Source organism: Streptomyces sp. CGMCC 4.7035 (assembly GCF_031583065.1).
Taxonomy (GTDB): Bacteria; Actinomycetota; Actinomycetes; order Streptomycetales; family Streptomycetaceae; genus Streptomyces; species Streptomyces yaanensis.
The window spans coordinates 3,145,620-3,166,877 of sequence record NZ_CP134053.1; the positions used below are offsets into that span (position 1 = coordinate 3,145,620).

General features: G+C 70.7%; 15 protein-coding genes and 1 pseudogene. 12 read left to right on the forward strand and 4 right to left on the reverse strand.

Annotated elements, in window-relative coordinates; genetic code table 11:
• The first annotated feature begins 49 nt into the window (after nt 1-49).
• The 12 genes and pseudogenes from Q2K21_RS13330 to Q2K21_RS13385 all read left to right on the forward strand — a co-directional run bounded on the left by Q2K21_RS13330 (nt 50) and on the right by Q2K21_RS13385 (nt 14,778).
• Nucleotides 50-1,258 (forward strand): Gfo/Idh/MocA family protein, encoded by a 1,209-nt coding sequence (locus Q2K21_RS13330; protein ID WP_310770280.1) that lies wholly within the window; start codon nt 50-52, stop codon nt 1,256-1,258.
• Nucleotides 1,259-1,271: 13 nt separating this feature from the next.
• On the forward strand, nt 1,272-2,270 hold the full coding sequence (locus Q2K21_RS13335) for a sugar phosphate isomerase/epimerase family protein (protein ID WP_310770282.1): 999 nt from the start codon (nt 1,272-1,274) through the stop codon (nt 2,268-2,270).
• 79 nt (nt 2,271-2,349) lie between these two features.
• The gene (locus Q2K21_RS13340) at nt 2,350-4,848 is read left to right on the forward strand and encodes a PQQ-dependent sugar dehydrogenase (protein ID WP_310770284.1); all 2,499 of its coding nucleotides are present in this window, start codon (nt 2,350-2,352) and stop codon (nt 4,846-4,848) included.
• 74 nt (nt 4,849-4,922) lie between these two features.
• The gene (locus Q2K21_RS13345) at nt 4,923-6,206 is read left to right on the forward strand and encodes a ThuA domain-containing protein (protein WP_386275962.1); all 1,284 of its coding nucleotides are present in this window, start codon (nt 4,923-4,925) and stop codon (nt 6,204-6,206) included.
• Nucleotides 6,207-6,291: 85 nt separating this feature from the next.
• Complete coding sequence (locus Q2K21_RS13350) at nt 6,292-7,440, forward strand: inositol-3-phosphate synthase (RefSeq protein ID WP_310770288.1); 1,149 nt, start codon at nt 6,292-6,294, stop codon at nt 7,438-7,440.
• A complete protein-coding gene (locus Q2K21_RS13355) occupies nt 7,437-8,495 on the forward strand; it encodes an SCO3242 family prenyltransferase (protein ID WP_310770290.1) in 1,059 nt (352 codons plus the stop codon). The genes Q2K21_RS13350 and Q2K21_RS13355 overlap by 4 nt, the downstream gene beginning before the upstream one ends.
• On the forward strand, nt 8,492-9,487 hold the full coding sequence (locus Q2K21_RS13360) for a sugar phosphate isomerase/epimerase family protein (RefSeq protein ID WP_310770292.1): 996 nt from the start codon (nt 8,492-8,494) through the stop codon (nt 9,485-9,487). Before Q2K21_RS13355 ends, Q2K21_RS13360 begins: the two co-directional genes overlap by 4 nt.
• Entirely contained in the window at nt 9,484-10,182 is a 699-nt protein-coding gene (locus Q2K21_RS13365) for an EboA domain-containing protein (protein ID WP_310770294.1), read from the forward strand. The genes Q2K21_RS13360 and Q2K21_RS13365 overlap by 4 nt, the downstream gene beginning before the upstream one ends.
• Nucleotides 10,182-11,063 carry a TatD family hydrolase gene (locus tag Q2K21_RS13370; RefSeq protein ID WP_310770296.1) on the forward strand — a complete coding sequence of 294 codons (882 nt, stop codon included), beginning with the start codon at nt 10,182-10,184 and terminating at the stop codon, nt 11,061-11,063. The genes Q2K21_RS13365 and Q2K21_RS13370 overlap by 1 nt, the downstream gene beginning before the upstream one ends.
• 3 nt (nt 11,064-11,066) lie before the next feature.
• Nucleotides 11,067-12,236 (forward strand): metabolite traffic protein EboE, encoded by a 1,170-nt coding sequence (gene eboE, locus Q2K21_RS13375; RefSeq protein ID WP_310770298.1) that lies wholly within the window; start codon nt 11,067-11,069, stop codon nt 12,234-12,236.
• A pseudogene (locus Q2K21_RS13380) lies at nt 12,233-13,627 on the forward strand (alkaline phosphatase family protein); the annotation flags it as partial. The gene eboE and the pseudogene Q2K21_RS13380, both read left to right, overlap by 4 nt.
• Before the next feature lie 95 nt (nt 13,628-13,722).
• Nucleotides 13,723-14,778 carry a sugar phosphate isomerase/epimerase family protein gene (locus Q2K21_RS13385; RefSeq protein ID WP_310770300.1) on the forward strand — a complete coding sequence of 352 codons (1,056 nt, stop codon included), beginning with the start codon at nt 13,723-13,725 and terminating at the stop codon, nt 14,776-14,778.
• 74 nt (nt 14,779-14,852) lie between these two features.
• Here Q2K21_RS13385 and Q2K21_RS13390 read toward each other — a convergent pair whose 3' ends face one another.
• The 4 genes from Q2K21_RS13390 to frc form a co-directional block, all read right to left on the reverse strand.
• Nucleotides 14,853-16,259: an OFA family MFS transporter gene (locus tag Q2K21_RS13390; protein WP_310770301.1), complete on the reverse strand. Its 1,407-nt coding sequence runs from the start codon at nt 16,257-16,259 to the stop codon at nt 14,853-14,855.
• 1 nt (nt 16,260) lies between these two features.
• Nucleotides 16,261-17,652: an OFA family MFS transporter gene (locus Q2K21_RS13395; RefSeq protein WP_310770303.1), complete on the reverse strand. Its 1,392-nt coding sequence runs from the start codon at nt 17,650-17,652 to the stop codon at nt 16,261-16,263.
• 227 nt (nt 17,653-17,879) lie between these two features.
• Nucleotides 17,880-20,012 carry an acetate--CoA ligase family protein gene (locus Q2K21_RS13400; RefSeq protein ID WP_310770305.1) on the reverse strand — a complete coding sequence of 711 codons (2,133 nt, stop codon included), beginning with the start codon at nt 20,010-20,012 and terminating at the stop codon, nt 17,880-17,882.
• 4 nt (nt 20,013-20,016) lie between these two features.
• On the reverse strand, nt 20,017-21,246 hold the full coding sequence (gene frc, locus Q2K21_RS13405) for a formyl-CoA transferase (RefSeq protein ID WP_310770308.1): 1,230 nt from the start codon (nt 21,244-21,246) through the stop codon (nt 20,017-20,019).
• Between the last annotated feature and the right edge of the window lie 12 nt (nt 21,247-21,258).

Consider the following 21,258-nt stretch of genomic DNA (forward strand, 5'->3'; position numbering starts at 1 on the left):
CCCGCACCCCCCACGGCGCCACCACCACCAGGACGAGGAGGACATCCGTATGGCACAGCCGCAGCAGTCGGACGGATCAGGGGGAGACAAGCCACCGCTCCGCGTCGGCATGGTCGGCTACGCCTTCATGGGCGCCGCCCACTCCCAGGGCTGGCGTACCGTGGGCCGTGTCTTCGACCTGCCCCGCCGCCCGGTCCTCGCCGCGATCTGCGGCCGGGACGCGGCGGCCGTGCGCGCGGCGGCCGACCGGCACGGCTGGGCGGCCGCCGAGACCGACTGGCGCACCCTGATCGCCCGGGACGACATCGACCTCGTCGACATCTGCACCCCCGGCGACAGCCACGCCGAGATCGCCCTCGCCGCCCTCGCCGTCGGCAAGCACGTCCTGTGCGAGAAACCCCTCGCGAACACCGTGGAGCAGGCCGAGGCGATGACCGAGGCCGCCGAAGCGGCGCACCGACGCGGCACGTTGGCGATGGTCGGCTTCAACTACCGCCGCGTGCCGGCCGCCGCCCTGGCCCGGCGGATGGTCGCCGAGGGCAGGCTCGGCACTCTGCGGCACGTGCGGGTCACCTATCTCCAGGACTGGCTGGTCGACCGGGACTTCCCGTTGACCTGGCGGCTGCGCAAGGAGCTGGCCGGATCGGGCGCGCTCGGCGATCTGGGGGCACACATCGTGGACCTGGCACAGTACCTGGCGGGGGAGCGGCTGGCCGGAGTCTCCGCGCTCACCGAGACCTTCGTACCCGAACGGCCTCTGCCCGGCGGGCCGACCAGCGGCCTGGCCGCCCGCTCGGCGGCCGGCACCGGCCAGGTGACCGTGGACGACGCCGCCCTGTTCACCGGCCGCTTCCTCTCCGGCGCCCTCGCCTCCTTCGAGGCCACCCGGTACGCCACCGGACGCAAGAACGCGCTGCGCATCGAACTCAACGGCGAGCGCGGCTCGCTGGCCTTCGACCTGGAGCGCCTCAACGAGTTGTCGTACCACGACGGCAGCGAGCCGAGCACCCACGCCGGCTTCCGGCGCATCCTCGTCACCGAGCCGGACCACCCCTACCTGGACGCCTGGTGGCCGCCGGGCCACGGCCTCGGCTACGAGCACACCTTCGTCCACCAGGCCCGCGACCTCGTGCACGCGATCGCCGAGGGCCGCAGGCCCGACCCTTCCTTCGCCGACGGACTCCAGGTGCAGCGCGTCCTCGCGGCGGTGGAGGAGAGCGCCGAGAAGAACTCCGTCTACACCCCGATAACGATCTGAGGAGGCCTCGCCAATGCCGCGCACCTTCACGCTCTTCACCGGCCAGTGGGCCGACCTCCCGTTGGAGGAGGTCTGCCGCCTCGCCCGTGACTTCGGCTACGACGGACTCGAACTCGCCTGCTGGGGCGACCACTTCGAGGTCGACAAGGCACTCGCCGATCCGACGTACCTCGCCTCCCGCCACCAGCTCCTCGACAAGTACGGCCTCAAGTGCTGGGCCGTCTCCAACCACCTGGTGGGCCAGGCGGTCTGCGACGCCATCATCGACGAGCGCCACCGGGCCATCCTGCCGGCCCGCATCTGGGGCGACGGCGACGCGGAGGGCGTACGGCAGCGGGCCGCCGCGGAAATAGCCGACACGGCACGCGCCGCGGCCGCGTTCGGCGTCGACACCGTCATCGGTTTCACCGGCTCCGCCATCTGGCACCTGGTCGCCATGTTCCCGCCCGCCCCCGAGTCGATGATCGAACGCGGCTACGAGGACTTCGCCGAGCGCTGGAACCCGATCCTCGACGTGTTCGACGCCGAGGGCGTGCGGTTCGCCCACGAGGTCCACCCCAGCGAGATCGCCTACGACTACTGGACGACTCAGCGTGCCCTGGAGGCCGTCGGCCACCGTCCCGCCTTCGGCCTGAACTTCGACCCCTCGCATTTCGTGTGGCAGGACCTCGACCCGGTCGGCTTCCTGTGGGACTTCCGCGACCGGATCTACCACGTCGACTGCAAGGAAGCCCGCAAGCGCCTCGACGGACGCAACGGCCGTCTCGGCTCCCACCTGCCCTGGGGTGATCCCCGCCGCGGCTGGGACTTCGTGTCCGCCGGGCACGGCGACGTCCCCTGGGAGGACGTCTTCCGCATGCTGCGTTCCATCGACTACCAGGGCCCCATCTCCATCGAGTGGGAGGACGCCGGCATGGACCGGCTCCAGGGCGCACCCGAGGCCCTGACCCGCCTCAAGGCGTACGACTTCGAGCCGCCGTCGGCCTCCTTCGACGCGGCGTTCGGCAACTGACCTCTTCCGCTCTCCGGGATGACGGCGCATCCCGGCGCACGCACCCGCCCGTACAACCGGCCCCTTTCTGGAGGCATTCGTGCACGGGAACCACCGCACCACCAGTACCGGCAGAATCGAGACCCGCAGACGACGCCCGTCGTTCCGTAAGGCGGTCGCCCTGATCGGCAGCGCACTGCTGGCGGGCGCCACCCTCACCCTGACCGCACCCCAGGCCGGCGCAGCCGTCGCCGACGCGGGGACCACGGCGGCCGAGGACTTCCAGCAGGTCACCCTGGCCAAGGGGGAGGCGGAGGTCGGCGAGCCCATGTCGCTCGCCGTCCTCCCGGACCGCTCGGTCCTGCACACCTCGCGCGACGGCGAACTCCGCATCACCGACGCGGCGGGCAACACACGGCTGGCCGGCAAGCTCGACGTCTACTCCCACGACGAGGAGGGTCTGCAGGGCATCGGCGTCGACCCGAACTTCGCAGCGAACCGTTTCATCTACCTCTACTACGCGCCCCCGCTGAACACGCCGGCCGGCGACGCCCCGTTCACCGGCACCGCGGCGGACTTCGCGCCCTTCGACGGCGTCAACCGCCTCTCCCGCTTCGTGCTCAAGACCGACGGCACGCTGGACACCGCCAGCGAGACGAAGATCCTCGACGTCCCCGCCTCCCGCGGCATCTGCTGCCACGTCGGCGGCGACATCGACTTCGACGCGGCGGGCAACCTGTACCTGTCGACGGGCGACGACACCAACCCCTTCCAGTCGGACGGCTTCACCCCCATCGACGAGCGAGCGGACCGCAACCCGGCCTTCGACGCCCAGCGCTCCGCCGGAAACACCAACGACCTGCGCGGCAAGATCCTGCGCATCAAGGTGAACGCCGACGGCTCGTACGCGATCCCCGACGGCAACCTCTTCGCGCCCGGCACCGACAGGACCCGGCCCGAGATCTACGCGATGGGCTTCCGCAACCCGTTCCGCTTCAGCGTCGACAAGGCCACCGGAATCCTCTACGTCGGCGACTACGGCCCCGATGCCGGCGCCGCGGACCCGGCCCGCGGACCGGCAGGGCAGGTCGAGTTCGCGCGGGTCACCGGTCCCGGCAACTTCGGCTGGCCGTACTGCACCGGCGCCAACGATGCCTACGTGGACTACGACTTCACGACCAAGGCCTCGGGTGCGAGCTTCGACTGCGCCGCCCCGAAGAACACCTCGCCCCACAACACCGGCCTGACCGACCTGCCTCCGGCCCAGCCCGCCTGGATCCCGTACAACGGCCCCTCCGTACCGGAGTTCGGCGACGGTTCCGAGTCCCCGATGGGCGGCCCGGTCTACCACTACGACGCCTCGCTCGACTCGCCGGTGAAGTTCCCACAGGCCTACGACGGCAACTTCTTCGCCGGTGAGTTCGGCCGCCGCTGGATCAAGCGGATCGTCAGCGACGGCAGCGGCACCGTGCAGTCCATCAACAACGTCCCCTGGACCGGCACCCAGGTGATGGACATGGCCTTCGGCCCCGACGGCGCGCTGTACGTCCTCGACTACGGCACCGCCTGGTTCGGCGGCGACGAGCACTCCGGCCTGTACCGGATCGAGAACGCGACCGACGGCCACTCGCCGGTGGCCCAGGCCGCGGCGAACCGCACCTCCGGGCAGGCCCCGCTGAGGGTCCAGTTCTCCTCCGAGGGCACCACCGACCAGGACGGCGACACCCTCACCTACAGCTGGGACTTCGGCGACGGCGGCACATCGACGGCGGCGAACCCGACGTACAAGTACAAGAAGAACGGCACCTACACGGCGACGCTGACCGCGAAGGACCCGAGCGGTCGCACGGGCAGCGCGAGCGTGCAGATCGTCGTCGGCAACACCGCGCCCAAGGTGGTGCTGGAGACACCCAAGGACGGGCAGCTGTTCAGCTTCGGTGACGCGATCCCGTTCAAGGTGCGGGTCACCGACCCCGAGGACGGCACGAACATCGACTGCTCCCGGGTCAAGGTCACATTCATCCTCGGCCACGACAGCCACGGCCACCCCGTGACCTCCGCGAACGGCTGCACCGGCACCCTCCAGACCAGCGCCGACGGCGGCCACGACCAGGACGCCAACATCTTCGGAGTCCTCGACGCCGAGTACACCGACGGAGGAGGCGGCGGCCAGGCCGCGCTCACCTCGCACGACCAGAACGTCCTCCAGCCGCGCCACCGCCAGGCCGAGCACTTCGGCAACGGCTCCGGCGTCACGGTCACGGCGCGCGCTTCGGCGCACGGCGGGAAGACCGTCGGCGACATCGACAACGGCGACTGGATCTCCTTCACGCCCTACGTCCTCACCGACGCCAAGAAGATCACCGCGCGCATCGCCTCCGCAGGCGCGGGCGGCACGCTCGAGATCCGGGCCGGCTCCTCGACGGGGACGCTGCTCGGCAAGGCGACCGTGCCGGCCACCGGCGGCTGGGAGAACTACCAGGACGTCAGCGCCGGCCTGTCCCGCGCGCCCAGGGGCACCACCACGCTCTACCTGGTCTTCAAGGGGAGCGCGAGCGCCCTGTACGAGCTCGACGACTTCACCTTCACCACTGGCTGAGGAGGGATGAATCCATGCGATCGACCAGCCGAGTGGCGAGCGTAGCCGTGGGCACCGCCCTTGTTCTGAGCTGCATGGCGGAACCGGCTCTCCCGCACTCCTTGGCCGGTACGAAGGTGCTGGTCTTCTCCAAGACGGCCGGCTTCCGCCACGACTCGATCCCGGACGGCGTAGCGGCGGTGAAACAGCTCGGTGAGACAGGCGGTTTCACGGTCGACGCGACCGAGGACGCGAGCGCGTTCACCCCGTCGAACCTCCGGCGCTACGACGCGGTCGTGTTCCTCTCGACGACGGGAGACGTGCTCGACACCACGCAGCAGCGCGCCTTCGAGAACTACATCCGCGGCGGTGGCGGGTACGTCGGCATCCACGCCGCCGCCGACACCGAGTACGACTGGGCGTTCTACGGCGGCGTCGTCGGCGCCTACTTCCAGTCGCACCCGGCGATCCAGCCCGCGACGGTGAACGTCGAGGACCGCGCCCACCCGGCGACCTCGGGACTGTCCCGCACCTGGGAACGCACCGACGAGTGGTACAACTACCGCTCCAACCCGCGGGAACGGGTCCATGTCCTCGCCTCGCTCGACGAGTCGTCGTACACCGGTGGCACCATGAACGGCGATCACCCGATCGCCTGGTGCCAGAACTACCAGGGCGGCCGCGCCTTCTACACGGGCGGCGGCCACACCAAGGAGTCCTACGCCGACCCCGCCTTCCGGCAGCACCTGCTGGGCGGGATCCGCTGGGCGACCGGCGACGCCCAGGCCGACTGCCGCCCGGAGAACGGCTACCGGCCGTTGTTCGACGGCACGGCCGGCTCGCTGGACGGCTGGAAGCAGGCGGGCCCGGGCTCCTTCACGCTGTCCGACGACGGCACACTCACGTCGGCCGGCGGTATGGGGATGCTCTGGTACGCCGCGTCGGGCTTCGGGTCGTACTCCCTGAAGCTCGACTGGAAGACGGCCGGTGCCTCCGGCGACGACAACTCCGGGGTGTTCGTGGGCTTCCCGCCCTCGGACGACCCGTGGTCGGCGGTGAACAACGGCTACGAGATCCAGATCGACGCCACGGACGTCCCGGAGAAGACCACCGGGTCCGTCTACGGCTTCCAGTCCGCCGACCTGAAGAAGCGTGACCGCGCGCTGAACCCGCCGGGGGAGTGGAACACGTACGAGATCCGCGTGGAGGGCGAACGCCTCCGCGTCTGGCTCAACGGCGTGAAGATCAACGATTTCACCAACACCGATCCGGCCCGGAGCCTCGTCGACGGACACGTCGGCATCCAGAACCACGGAGCCGACGACCAGGTGTCCTTCCGCGACATCCGGATCAAGGAACTGCCCGAGAAGGGCAAGTGAGCGGCGGCGGGCGGGGGACGCCGGACTCCCGCCCGCCGTCTTCCCCCGTCTCTGCCGTGGTCCCCGCACGACAAGGAGGCTGCCCATGTCCGCGTCCCTTTCCCGAGCCCGCGCCGGGGTATGGCTGATCGGCGCCCGTGGCTCCGTCGCCACCACGGTCGTCGCCGGGTGCGCCGCCGTGACCGCGGGCCTGCACCCGCCCACCGGCATGGTCACCGAGACACCCACGTTCGCCGACAGCGGTCTGCCGGCGCTGTCGACGCTCGTCTTCGGCGGCCACGACACGGTGGACTGCCCCCTGCCCAAGCGCGCGGAGGCCCTGGCGGCGGGCGGAGTGCTGCCGCCCGGCCTCCCGGCCGCGGTCGCGTCCGAACTCGCTGCCGCCGAGCGGGAGATCCGCCCCGGCGGACCGGCCCCAGGGGACGGCCGGGACGAGGAGGAACTGATCGCCGCCTTCGCCGCGGACATCCGGGACTTCGTAGGACGGTGCGATCTGACGCGGGCGGTGGTGGTGAATGTGGCGTCCACCGAGCCCCCGGCCACAGGAGACACGCTCGCGCCGAGTTCCCTGTACGCGGCGGCCGCGCTGCGGGCGGGCTGCCCCTACGTGAACTTCACCCCGTCGACGGGCCTGCACCATCCGGCACTGGCTTCGGCGGCGGCAGCGAGCGGGCTGCCGTACGCGGGCCGCGACGGCAAGACCGGCCAGACGCTGCTCCGCTCGGCGCTGGGACCGATGTTCGCCCAGCGTGCGCTCGCGGTGCGGGCCTGGTCCGGAACCAACCTGCTGGGTGGCGGGGACGGTGCCTCCCTGTCCGACCCGGCCGCGGCGGCGGCCAAGAACGCGGGCAAGGAGAGGGTTCTCGCCGACACCCTCGGCACGGCGCCCGAGGGCGAGGTGCACATCGACGACGTCCCCGCCCTCGGCGAGTGGAAGACCGCCTGGGACCACGTCGCCTTCGACGGCTTCCTCGGGGCGCGCATGGTGTTGCAGACCATCTGGCAGGGGTGCGACTCGGCGCTGGCCGCGCCGCTGGTGCTGGATCTGGCCCGGCTGGTGCTGCGCGCGCACGAGGCCGGCCTGTCCGGCCCGCTCGGTGAGCTGGGCTTCTACTTCAAGGACCCGGTGGGGGACGCACCCTCGGCACTGGGAGAGCAGTACGCGGAGCTGGTGGGATTCGCGCAGCGGCTGCGGGACGTGCGGACCGGGGAGCATACGGGGGAGCCGCGATGAGCCGGAGCGACATGACGGCGCGTCCGTCCCAAGCGAGTGCCGGAGCAGGGCGGGCCGCCACGCCCGACCCGCACCGGAGGAACACCGGGAACCGGAACAGTCTGGCCGCCTGGGCCGAACTGCTCCGTCTGCCCGCCCTGTTCACCGTCCCCGGAGACGCACTCGCCGGTGCGGCGGCGGTCTCGGCACACCCCGACCTCCGTACCGTGCTGGCCATCGGCTCCTCCCTGTGCCTGTACGAAGCGGGCATGGCCCTCAACGACTGGGCCGACCGCGACGAGGACGCCGCGGAACGCCCGCACCGCCCTCTCCCCTCCGGCCGCATCCGTCCCACCGAGGCCTTCATCGCGGCCTGCGCGTGCACGGCGGCGGGCCTGACCCTGGCCTCCCGTGCCGGCCGTCCCGCCCTCGCCGTCGCCGTACCTCTGGCGGCCACCGTCTGGGCGTACGACCTGATCCTGAAGCGGACCCCGGCGGGCCCGGCCGCGATGGCGGCGGCCCGCGGCCTGGACCTGCTCCTCGGCGCCGCGGCCACCGCGGGCCGCACCCGCCCGGCCCTCCGCCCGGCCGTCCTCCTCAGCACCCACACCCTCGCGGTGACCACCGTGTCCCGCCATGAAACGCGTGGCGGCTCGCCGGTGGCTCCGCTGGCGGCGCTGGCCGCGACCGGCGTACTGACCTGGCGGCTGACACGCCCACGGGCCGCGGTGTTCCCAGGCCGGTCCCCGGCCGACGACACCGTCCCACGCCAGGCCCCGTCGGCTTCGGCCCGCGGCGACCTGCTCGAACGCCCCCGTGTGCGGGACACCGCAGGGCACGCCCTACGCGCAGCCCTCGCCGCCGCCTACGCCACGACCGCCGCCCGGCCCTGCTTCCACGCCACCCTCAACCCATCACCCCCGCTCACCCAACGCGCCGTCGGCGCCGGCATCCGCGCCATGATCCCGCTCCAGGCCGCCCTGTCCGCCCGAGCCGGTGCCCCGGCCGCCGCGCTGTTCACCGCTGCGCTGGCCCCGCTCGCGGCGAAGTTCGGGAGGAAGGTGAGCCTCACATGAGGACACGCCCACAGGCACCTGCTCCCGGAAACACGCGGACGCCGGAACCGACTCCCACCCGCAACCCCCTCCACTTCGGCTACGGCACCAACGGCCTCGCCGACCTCCGCCTCGACGACGCCCTCGCCCTGCTCGCCGACCTCGGCTACGACGGCGTCGGACTGACCCTCGACCACATGCACCTCGACCCGCTCGCCCCCGACCTCGCCGCCCGCACCCGCAAGGTGGCGCGCCGGCTGGAGGCGCTCGGCCTGGAGGTCACCGTGGAGACGGGAGCCCGCTATGTGCTCGACCCGCGCCGCAAACACGGTCCCTCCCTCCTGGACCCGGACCCGGAGGACCGCGCCCGCCGCGTCGACCTGCTGAGCCGGGCCGTCCGGGTCGCCGCCGACCTCGGCGCTCACGCGGTGCACTGCTTCAGCGGCATCACCCCGCCGGGAACCGACCAGGACGCGGCGTGGAAACGACTGGCCGAGACCCTCGCCCCCGTCCTGGAGGCCGCCACCACCGCCGGCATCCCCCTCGCCGTCGAACCCGAACCCGGCCACCTCCTCGCCACCCTCGCCGACTTCCACCGCCTCCGCCACGCCCTCGGGGACCCGGAAGCCCTGGGCCTCACTCTCGACATCGGACACTGCCAGTGCCTCGAACCCCTCCCTCCCGCCGACTGCGTGCGCGCCGCCGCCCCCTGGCTGCGCCACGTCCAGATCGAGGACATGCGCCGCGGCACCCATGAACACCTCCCCTTCGGCGACGGCGACGGCGACGGCGACATCGACTTCCCGCGCGTCCTCGCGGCCCTGTCCGCCACCGCCTACCGGGGTCTGACCGTCGTCGAACTGCCCCGCCACTCCCACGCCGGGCCCCACTACGCCGAACACTCCCTCCCGTTCCTCCGCAAGGCGGCGGCGACGGCCGTCAGCGCGCACGCGCCGGTCGCCGTACCGGCCCACGACGAGCCCTCCACCACCCCCGAAGGGAGAACCGCATGACCCACCCGCACACCACCCCCGGCACCCCGGCCATCGGCACCTCCCTCGCCCTCACCCCACTGGACGAGGTCCACGCCCACCTCGACGTCTGCCTCGGCCAGGGCTCCCGCGCCTGGCTCCACCAGGCACTCGACGAGGCCTCCGTCCACCCCGGCACCCACGGGCCCATCTCCGTCTGGGAGTTGCGTCTCGCCGAGGCCGGACGCCGCTGCGGCCCCGCACACGCCGACGCCGCCCGTGTCCTCATCCTCCACGCGGCCCACGCCGACACCACCGCACTCACCCGGGTCTACCGTCAGGGCACCGCCGACGAGCGCCGCGCCGTCCTGCACGCCCTGCCGCACCTCGTAGCGGGCCCCGACGCCGTACCGCTCGTCGAGGACGCGCTGCGCACCAACGACACCCGGCTCCTCGCCGCCGCCGTCGGCCCGTACGCCGCCCGGCACCTCGCCCCCCATCCCTGGCGCCACGCCGTCCTGAAGTGCCTGTTCACCGGCGTCCCCGTCGGCAGCGTGGCCGGCCTGGCCCGGCGTGCGCGCGGCGACACCGAACTCGCCCGCATGCTCGACGACTACGCAGCCGAACGCACCGCCGCGGGCCGTCCCGTACCCGAAGACCTGTACCGCGTCCTGGCCCTGACCGATTCCGCGGCCCCTGAGCACGCCACGGACGACCCGCACGGCAAGGAGTCCTGATGCGCATCTTCGACCCCCACATCCACATGACGTCACGGACCACGGACGACTACGAGGCCATGCACGCCGCAGGCGTCCGCGCCGTGGTCGAGCCGTCCTTCTGGCTCGGCCAGCCCCGCACCTCGCCCGCCTCCTTCCTCGACTACTTCGACTCCCTCCTGGGCTGGGAACCCTTCCGCGCCGCCCAGTACGGCATCGCCCACCACTGCACCCTCGCCCTCAACCCCAAGGAGGCGGGCGACCCCCGCTGCGTCCCGGTCCTCGACGAACTGCCCCGGTATCTCGTCAAGGACCAGGTCGTGGCCGTCGGCGAGATCGGCTACGACTCCATGACCCCCGCCGAGGACACCGCCCTGGCCGTCCAGCTCCAGCTCGCCGCCGACCACCAGCTGCCCGCACTCGTCCACACCCCCCACCGCGACAAGCCGGCCGGCCTGCGTCGCACCCTCGACGTCGTCCGGGAGTCCGCGCTGCCCCCGGAGCGCGTCCTGGTCGACCACCTCAACGAAACCACCGTCAAGGAGGCCAAGGACAGCGGATGCTGGCTGGGCTTCTCCGTCTATCCGGACACCAAGATGGACGAGCAGCGGATGGTCGCGATCCTCCGTGAGTACGGGCCCGAACAGGTCCTGGTGAACTCCGCCGCCGACTGGGGCAGGAGCGACCCGCTCAAGACCCGAAGAGTCGGCGACCTGATGCTCGCCGAGGACTTCACCGAGGACGACGTCGACCGGGTCCTGTGGCGCAACCCCGTCGCCTTCTACGGGCTCAGCGGCCGCCTGAACCTCGACCTCGCCGCGCCGGGCACCACCCACGAGGGCAACTCCGTCCTCCGCGGCGTCCCCAAGGACGGCACCACCACCGGCACCGCGGAGGCGTGACCCATGCGCTTCCGCCACCCCGACGGCTCGACCGTCCACCTTGCCTACTGCACCAACGTCCACCCCGCCGAAACCCTCGACGGCGTCCTCGCCCAGCTCCGCGACCACTGCCAGCCCGTCCGCCGCCGCCTCGGCCGCGACCGTCTCGGCATCGGCCTGTGGCTCGCCAAGGACGCCGCCCACGCCCTGGTCAGCGACCCGTCCGCCCTGCGCGCCCTGCGCACCGAACTCGACCACCGCGGCCTCGAAGTCGTCACCCTCAACGGCTTTCCGTACCAGGGCTTCGGCGCCGAGAAGGTCAAGTACCGCGTCTACAAACCGGACTGGGGCGACTCCGAACGCCTGGACCACACCACCGCCCTCGCCCGCGTCCTCGCGGGCCTGCTTCCCGACGACGTCACCGAAGGCAGCATCTCCACCCTGCCCCTCGCCTGGCGCACCGCCGAGGACGAACAGCGCGCCACAACGGCCCGCACCGCACTGCGCACCCTCGGCCAACGCCTCGACGCCCTGGCGGAGCTGACCGGCCGCTCCATCCGCGTCGGCCTGGAACCGGAACCCGGCTGCATCGTCGAGACCACCGGCGACGCCATCGCCCCGCTGACCGCGATCGCCCACAACCGCATCGGCATCTGCGTGGACACCTGCCACCTCGCCACCTCCTTCGAAGATCCGCACACCGCCCTGGACGCGCTCACCCGGGCCCGCCTCCCCATCGTCAAGTCCCAGCTCTCAGCAGCCCTGCATGCCGAACACCCCCATCTGCCCGAAGTCCGCGAGGCCCTCGCCGCCTTCGACGAACCCCGCTTCCTGCACCAGACCCGCACCTCCACCGCCGCCGGCCTGCGGGGCACCGACGACCTCGGCGAGGCCCTCCACGGCGACGTCCTGCCGGACGGCTCCGCCTGGCGCGCCCATTTCCACGTTCCGCTGCACGCGGCCCCCGCCGCGCCCCTGACCTCCACGCTCCCCGTCCTGAAGGCCGCGCTGACCCGGCTCGTCGGCGGCCCGCACCCGCTCACCCGACACCTGGAGGTCGAGACCTACACCTGGCAGGCCCTCCCGCCCGAGCTGCGGCCCCGCGCCCGCGCGCAGCTCGCCGACGGCATCGCCGCCGAACTCACTCTCGCCCGCGACCTGTTGACCGACCTCGGCCTGAAGGAACTCCCATGAGCGCCCGCCGGACCACCACAGGTCCCACCCCGCTCCTCGTCCTGGACGTCGTCGGCCTCACCCCCCGTCTCCTCGACCACATGCCCCACCTCAAGGCGCTCGGCCAGTCAGGATCCCGCGCGCCGCTCGGCACCGTCCTGCCCGCCGTCACCTGCGCCGCCCAGTCCACCTTCCTCACCGGCACGATGCCGTCCGAGCACGGCATCGTCGGCAATGGCTGGTACTTCCGCGAGCTCGGCGACGTACTCCTGTGGCGGCAGCACAACGGTCTTGTCGCCGGAGACAAGCTGTGGGACGCCGCCCGCCGCGCGCACCCCGGCTACACGGTCGCCAATATCTGCTGGTGGTACGCCATGGGCGCCGACACCGACATCACCGTCACCCCTCGTCCCGTCTACTACTCCGACGGCCGCAAGGAACCCGACTGCTACACCAGACCCCCGGCCCTGCACGACGAACTGATCCAGAAATTCGGCACGTTCCCCCTCTTCCACTTCTGGGGACCCGGCGCCGACCTGGTCTCCAGCCAGTGGATCATCGACGCGACCCGTCATGTCCTGCGCACCCGGCAACCCGATCTGACGCTCTGCTACCTCCCTCACCTCGACTACGACCTGCAGCGTTTCGGCCCCGACGACCCACGCTCCCGGAAGGCGGCCGCCGATCTGGACGCCGCCATGGCGCCGCTCCTGGACGACGCACGCGCCGAGGGCCGTACCGTCGTCGCGCTGTCCGAGTACGGCATCACCCGCGCGGACCGGCCCGTCGACATCAACCGCGCCCTGCGCCGGGCCGGCCTGCTGGAGGTGCACACGCAGGACGGCATGGAGTACCTCGACCCGATGGCCTCCCGCGCCTTCGCGGTCGCCGATCACCAGATCGCCCATGTCTACGTGCGCCGCCCCGAAGACCTCGAAGAGACCCGGTCCGCCCTCGCCGGCCTGCCCGGCATCGAGCAACTCCTCGACGACGACGGCAAGAAGACCCATCATCTCGACCATCCGCGCTCCGGCGAGCTGGTCGCCGTCGCGGAACCGGACGCCTGGTTCACGTACTACTACTGGCTCGACGACGCCCGCGCGCCCGACTTCGCGCGACTCGTCGAGATCCACCGCAAACCCGGATACGACCCGGTCGAACTCTTCATGGATCCGGCCGACCCCTACGTCAAGGTCAGAGCAGCCACCGCCCTGGCCCGCAAGAAACTCGGCATGCGCTACCGCATGGCGGTCGTGCCCCTCGACCCGTCACCTATTCGCGGCAGCCACGGCCGCCTTCCCACGAGCGACGACGACGGTCCGCTCCTCATCTGCTCCACCCCCCGCGCTGTCGGCGACCGCGTCGCGGCCACCGATGTGAAGTCACTCCTGCTCCAACTCGCCGGTCTCGGCCGACACGCCGGTCCCACCCACGTGTCCGGTCCCGACTGGTCACAAGTGAAGCACTCACCACTGACAACGCCCTTTGACAACGAGGAGTTCCAGGCATGAGCCGCATCTCGCACACCGATCCCGAACTCACCCACCGCCTCAGCAGACGAGGCATGCTGGGAGTGGCCGCGGGCGCCACCGCCGCCGCGCTGCTGGGCGCAGCCGCGGCTCCCGCGACGGCCGCCACCGCGGCCGAAGCCACCGCCGCCGAGGCCGGCGCCGCCGGCCGCGGCCGCCCCGTCCTGCCGCCCGGACGGCTCGGCATCCAGCTCTACAGCCTGCGCGACAAGGTCTCCACCCTCGGCTTCGCCCCCGTCTTCGCCGAGCTGGAGAAGTACGGTTACGGCGAGATCGAACTCGCCGGATACACGCAGGGCTCGGCGGGCCCGATCACCCTCGCCCAGCTCAGGCGGCTGGCGAAGGACCACGGCCTGACCCCGATCGGCAGCCACGTCGGCTACTACTCCAGCGACCCGAACGCGTACACCTTCGCGCAGAACCTCACCCAGGTCCTGGACGACGCCGAGGCCCTCGGCCTCCCCCACATCGGCACCGCCTCGGGCCCGTTCCGCTACGGCTCCACCGTCGACGCCTGGAAGCGCGCGGCCGAGGAATTCAACGCGTACGGAGCGGCGGCGAAGGCGCGCGGCATGAAGTTCTACCAGCACAACCACTCCGACGAGTTCTCCTTCGCCAGCGACAACCCCAAGGTCCGTCTCTACGACGTACTGCTCGCCGAGACCGACCCCGACCTCGTCTTCCTGGAGATGGACATCTTCTGGGCGTACGCCGGCCAGTTCCGCTTCTCCAAGCGGCCCGACGGCACGCCCGCGCCCTTCGAGCCCCTCGACTACGTCCTCAAGCAGCCCCACCGCTACCCGCTCTTCCATGTGAAGGACGGAGTGAGTGACCCGTCGAACCAGTTCGGCTACCAAATGGTCGACGTCGGCGACGGCGACATCGACTACCAGCGGTTCATCTCGGCCGTGACCCGGCTGCGGGGCGAGCGCCTGACGCATCACTGGCAGGCCGAGCGCGACAACCCGACCGATTCGCTCACGTTCGCGCGCCGCTCCAGCGAGTACCTGCACTCACTACGTGAGAAGTGCTGAGTAACCGTCCGCGGGCAGACATGAGGAGGCCCTCCCCGAGCCCGGGGAGGGCCTCCTCACTTCTCCCGGCGCCGTCAGCCCGCGGCCTGCGGCCGCGGAGCCGGCGTGACCTCTCGGCTCCGCCCCGGCTGCCGCAGCAGCAGCGCGATCCCCGCCGCCACCATCGAGACGCCGCCGGCCAGCGCGTACGCGCCGTCGTAGCCCCAGGCCGCGACCACCATGGAGCCCAGGCCGCCGCCGAACAGACCGCTGATCAGCTTGCCGCTGTACACCAGCCCGTAGTTGGTGGCGTTGTAGTTCTCGCCGAAGTAGTCCGGGGTCAGCGCGGCGAACAGCGGGTAGAACGCGCCACCGCCGAACCCGGAGAGGAAGGCGAAGAACAAGAACAGCCACTCGCTCTTGACGTCGCCCGCCCAGATCACACCGAACTGGGCGAGCCCCAGGACCACGATGACGAACACCAGGGTGGACTTACGGCCCCACCTGTCCGACAACCAGCCCACGACACCGCGGCCGACGCCGTTGATGACCGCCATGACGCCCATCGACGAGGCCGCCACCAGCGGGCCGAAGCCCACGTCCTTGGCGAAGTCGACCTGGAAGGAGATACCGAAGATCGACACACCGGCGGTCATCACGATGGAGATCCACATCAGCGGCAGCATGCCCGTTCTGATGGCCTCCTTGGGCGTGTACTGCCTCGCCGCCGGAGGGTTCTTGGCCAGACCCGTCGCGGTCCTCCCGGCGCCCGCGTACGTCAGCGGGTCGATGTCCGAGGGCCACCAGTTCTTCGGCGGGTCCTTGAAGAAGAACGCGCATCCTGCCACCACGACCATGATGTAGCAGCCGATGAGGTCGAGGACCCGGTGGTAGTTCGCCGTGTCGAAGCCGTAGTTGAAGATGAAGATGAACGGCAGCGAGCCGTACGCGAACCCGCCGTTGACGAACCCGGTCCGTGCGCCCCTGCGCTCCGGGAACCACTTGCCGACCATGTTGATGCAGGTCGCGTAGACCAGGCCGGCCCCGATACCGCCGACCACGCCGAATCCCAGGATCGCCGGCAGGACGTTGCTCAGGTGCGACAGGGCGAGGAAACCGACCACGCACAGGCCGGAGCCGACGTACATCGCCGCGCGCGCGGTCAGGATGCCCTTCTCCCGCAGCCAGCCCGCGGGAAAGGCGATGCCGGCCTGGAAGAAGACCCAGACACTGAGGATCCAGAAGGTGTTGCTCTGCGTCCAGCCGTGCGCGTGGGACAGGGTGTCCTCCGCGGAGCCGTACGCGTACTCGAAGACACTGATCGCCATCATGGCGATCCACGGCAGGTAGATCATGAGTTTGCGCGAGTGGCCGAGGATGTCCCGGTCGCTCTCGCCGACGCGGTAGACGCGGCCGCGGGAGTCGGTCACTTCGCGGTAGGGACGGTTTGCGGCGTCGGAGTGTGCCGCCGAGCTCTTTGTCGCGAACGGATCTGCCGTCATATCAGGCCATTTCCTCGCCGAGCGGTTGCGGGTTGGGAACGATGCGACGACGGGCCCCCGGCCTTGCGGGCGCCTTCAGGAAGAGCGCCAGTACCGCGGAGGCCAGCCCGATGGAACCTGCCAGGACGAACGCGCCCTCGTAGTCCCAGGCGCCGACCACGATCGAGCCGACGCCGGAGCCCACGAGACCCGAGATGAGCTTCGAGCTGTAGACCATCCCGTAGTTCGTGGCGTTGTTGTTCTCGCCGAAGTAGTCCGCCGTCATGGCCGCGAACAGCGGGAAGATCGCACCGCCGCCGAAGCCGGAGACCATGGAGCAGAACAGGAAGAACGGCATGCTGCCCATCCGGCCGGAGACCAGCACGCCGAACTGGGCGGTGCCGAGCACGATGCAGACGATGATCAGCGTGTTACGGCGGCCGCAGCGGTCGGATATCCAGCCGATGACGCCGCGTCCGGTGCCGTTGACGATGGCCTTCAGGGACATCGCCGTGGCCACGATCCCGCCCGCGAAACCCATGTCCTTGCCGAACGGCACCTGGAAGGCGATACCGAAGATATTGATGCCGGCCGTGCACAGCAGACAGAACCACATCATCCACAGAACGGGGGTGCGGGCGGCCTCCCCGGGGGTGTACTGCTTGACCGCCGGAGGGTTCTTCTCCAGCGCCCGGCGGATCTTCGGGTCGTCGGTCAACCTGAGCGGGTCGACGTGCGGCGGCCACCAGTTCTTCGGCGGGTCCTTGAAGAACCACCCCGCGAACGCCACGACGGAGCAGCAGATGAGGCCCACCGTCACCAGGACGCCCTTGTAGTTGCCGAGATCCATGTACGAGGTGAACAGGAAGACGAAGGGCACCGAGCCGTAGGCGAAACCGCCGTTGACCATGCCGGTCTTGCCGCCCTTGCGCTCCGGATACCACTTGCCGACCATGTTCACGCAGGTCGCGTAGACGAGTCCGGCGCCGATGCCGCTGCACACGCCGAAGCCGAGGTAGGCGACGGTCACGTGCGGCGCGTACGCGAGGGAGAGATAGCCGAGGACCGTGCCCAGCGCGCCGAGCATCATCGCGTGCCGCGCGGGCAGCCTGCCGTTCTCCCGCAGCCGCCCGGCCGGGAAGGCCACGGCCGCCTGGAAGAACACCCAGACACCCATCAGCCAGAAGATGTGCCCACTGCTCCACAGGTGGGCCTCGTGCAGTGTGTCCTCGGCCGATGTGAACGCGTACTCCGAGGAGCTGATGCCCAGCATGCCCATCCACGGGAAGAGCACCATGGTCCAGCGCGGCCGCCCCATGATGTCCCGGTCACTCTCGCCGATCCGGTACACGCGGCCGTTGCGGTCCGTCACCTCCCTGTAGGGGACGGACATCGAATAGTCGGTCGTTGTCATGTCGCTCAGCACCCCTTGCGTCGAAAGTTCTGGCCAGCGCCCCCTGTCCAATGCCTTTCGTGCGCGCACGGGTCCCGGGGCCGGCCGACGCGCACCGTCGTCCGGCCCCGTACTCATTCACCTCATGAACCACCACCCGGCATCCCCGCCGCACGCGCCCAGCGAGCGGGTTTTCGCCCGGGGGTCAACCCCCGGACCCCCGGCCGGTCCTGTACGTGCCCGGCCCGTCACAGGAGCCCCGCCGCACGCGCCCAGCGATACTTCGCACCGAGCACGGCCACCGGCTTCTCGGTCGTGTACGGGTACGCCACGACCCCCCGCTCGTACAGGTACTGGCAGGCCTCCTCGACCTCGACGTCACCCGCGAGCGACGCCACCACCGGCTTCTCGATGCCACGCTCACGGAATTCGGCCACCACGCGCGCGGTGAGCTCGGCGAACACCATCGGAGGAGTCACGATGGTGTGCCAGTAGCCCAGCACCAGCGCGTGGATGCGCGGGTCCTCAAGGCCCAGCCGGATCGTCGCCTCGTACGTCGACGGTGGCTCGCCCCCGGTGATGTCCACCGGGTTGCCCGCGGCCCCGAAGGGCGGAATGAACTCCCTGAAGGACGCGTCCAGGTCCGGCGGGATCTCCATCAGGGACAGGCCGTTGTCGGTCACCGCGTCGGACAGCAGTACGCCACTGCCGCCCGCCCCGGTGATGATCACCACGTTGTCCCCCTTCGGGGTGGGCAGCACCGGCAACGCGCGCGCGTACTCCAGCATGTCGTTCAGTCCGGGCGCCCTGATGACACCGGCCTGCCGCAGGATGTCGTCGTACACGGCGTCGTCACCCGCGAGTGCCCCCGTGTGCGAACCGGCCGCCTTCGCTCCCGCCGCCGTACGGCCGGCCTTCAGGACCACGACCGGCTTCTTCGGGACCGTCGCCCGGGCCGCCTCCACGAAGGCACGCCCGTCCTTGAGGTCCTCCAGGTGCATCGCGATGCACTCGGTGTGCGGGTCCTCGCCGAACCATGTCAGCAGGTCGTCCTCGTCCAGGTCCGACTTGTTGCCGAGACCGACGATCGCCGACACACCCGTCTTGGTGGTCCGCGCGAAGCCCAGGATGGCCATCCCGATGCCACCGGACTGCGAGGTCAGCGCGACCCCGCCCTTGACGTCGTACGGCGTGCAGAACGTGGCGCACAGGTCCTGCCACGTCGAGTAGTAGCCGTAGATGTTCGGCCCGAGCAGCCGGATGCCGTACCGCTCGGCGATCGCCACGATCTCGGCCTGGAGCTCGTGCTCGCCGGTCTCCGCGAACCCGGAGGGGATCAGGACGGCGTTGGGGATCTTCTTGCGTCCCACCTCCTCCAGCGCCGCGGCCACGAACTTGGCGGGGATCGCGAAGACCGCCACATCCACCTCACCGGGAACGTCCGTGACACTCTTGTACGCCTTGCGGTCCAGAATGTCATCGGCCTTGGGGTTCACCGGATGGATCTCTCCGGGGAAGCCGCCGTCGACGAGGTTGCGCATGACCGAATTGCCGATCTTGCCCTGCTCGTTGGAGGCGCCGATCACGGCGACCGACGACGGCTGCATCAACCGGCGCATGGAAGTGAGGATCTCGTCGCGCGTGTAGCGACGGCGTTCCTTGGCGGGCGCGTCGGTGAGGATCACGCGGATGTCCGCCGCGACCGCGCCCTGAGGGGTGGCGATGACGGGGTTGAGGTCCACCTCGGCGATCTCCGGGAACTCCGCGACGAGTTGGGAGACCCGGCGGATCTGCTCGGCGATCGACCACCGGTCCACGCCCGCCCGGCCGCGCACCCCGCGCAGGATCTCGGCCGAGCGGATCGAGTCCAGCATGGACAGCGCCTCGTCGGCGTCCACGGGCGCGAGGCGGAACGTGACGTCCTTGAGAACCTCGACGAGGACCCCGCCGAGCCCGAAGGCGACGACCTTCCCGAAGGTCGGATCGGTGACCGCGCCGACGATGACCTCCTGTCCCTGGGGGAGCAGCTCCTGGACCTGTACGCCCTCGATGCGGGCGCCCGGGTCGTACGCGCGCGCATTCTCGACGATCTTGTGGAACGCGGCCCGTACGTCCGCCGCGCCCTCCACGCCGACGATCACGCCGCCGGCGTCGGTCTTGTGCAGGATGTCGGGGGAGACGATCTTCATCACGACGGGCCCGCCGAAGCGCGCCGCGTACGCCACCGCCTCGTCCACGTCCGTCGCCAGCTCCTCGCCGGGTACGGCGATCCCGTACGCGTCGGCGATCACCTTGCCCTCGGGCGCGGTGAGCGCGGTGCGCCCCTCGGCCCGCACGGCGTCGAGGAGCGATCGCACCCTCAGCACCCGGTCTTCGGCCATCACGTCAGATCACTCCGTTCGACTTGAGCAGGCGCAGCTCCTCGTCCCCGAGGCCCAGCTCGCCGATGTAGATCTCTTCGTTGTGCTCGCCGAGCAGCGGTGAACCGGTCACCTCGACGGGGGAGTCGGAGAGCTTGAGCGGGCTGCCGACGGTCACGAACTCGCCGCGCTCCGGGTGCGGTACGCGCACCACCATCTCGTTGGCGACGAGCGAGGCGTCCTCGATGATCTCCTTGGTCGACAGGATCGGCCCGCACGGGATGTTGTGGGCGTTGAGCCGCTCCAGGACCTCCCACTTGGGGAGCGTCGACGACCACTCCTCGATCAGCTGGAACATCTTGTTCAGCTTCGGCAGCCGGGCCTGCGGCGTCGCCCACTCGGGGTCGTCCGCGAGTTCGGGCCGGCCGATGAGTTCGCTGATCGGCTTCCAGCCCACGGGCTGCACGATGACGTACACGTAGTCGTTCGGGCCGCCCGGCGCGCACTTGACCGCCCAGCCGGGCTGACCGCCGCCGGACGCGTTGCCCGAGCGGGGAACTTCATCGCCGAAGTCCTCGTTGGGATATTCAGCGAGCGGCCCGTGTGCCAGGCGTTGCTGATCGCGCAGCTTCACCCGGCACAGGTTGAGTACAGCGTGCTGCATGGCCACGTTGACCCGCTGCCCACGCCCGGTTTTCTCCCGCTGGAACAGCGCCGCGAGAATCCCCGCCACGGCGTGCACACCCGTCCCCGAGTCCCCGATCTGGGCCCCCGTCGCCAGCGGCGGCCCGTCCTCGAAACCCGTGGTCGACATCGACCCGCCCATGGCCTGCGCGACGACCTCGTACGCCTTGAAGTTGGTGTACGGACCGTCGCCGAACCCCTTGATGGAGGCATAGACGATACGCGGATTGATCTCCTGGATGCGGTCCCAGGTGAAGCCCATGCGGTCGACCGCGCCCGGCCCGAAGTTCTCGACCATGACGTCGCAGCGCCGGATCAGCTCGGTGAGGATCTCCTTGCCGCGCTCGGTCTTGGTGTTGAGGGTGATGCTCCGCTTGTTGCAGTTGAGCATCGTGAAGTAGAGGGAGTCGACGTTCGGGAGGTCACGCAGCTGCCCGCGCGTGATGTCACCGGTCGGCGCCTCCAGCTTGATGACGTCCGCGCCGAGCCAGGCGAGCAGCTGGGTCGCGGAGGGCCCGGACTGGACGTGAGTCATGTCCAGGACGCGGATGCCGTCGAGAGCCTTGGTCATGACAAGCGCTCC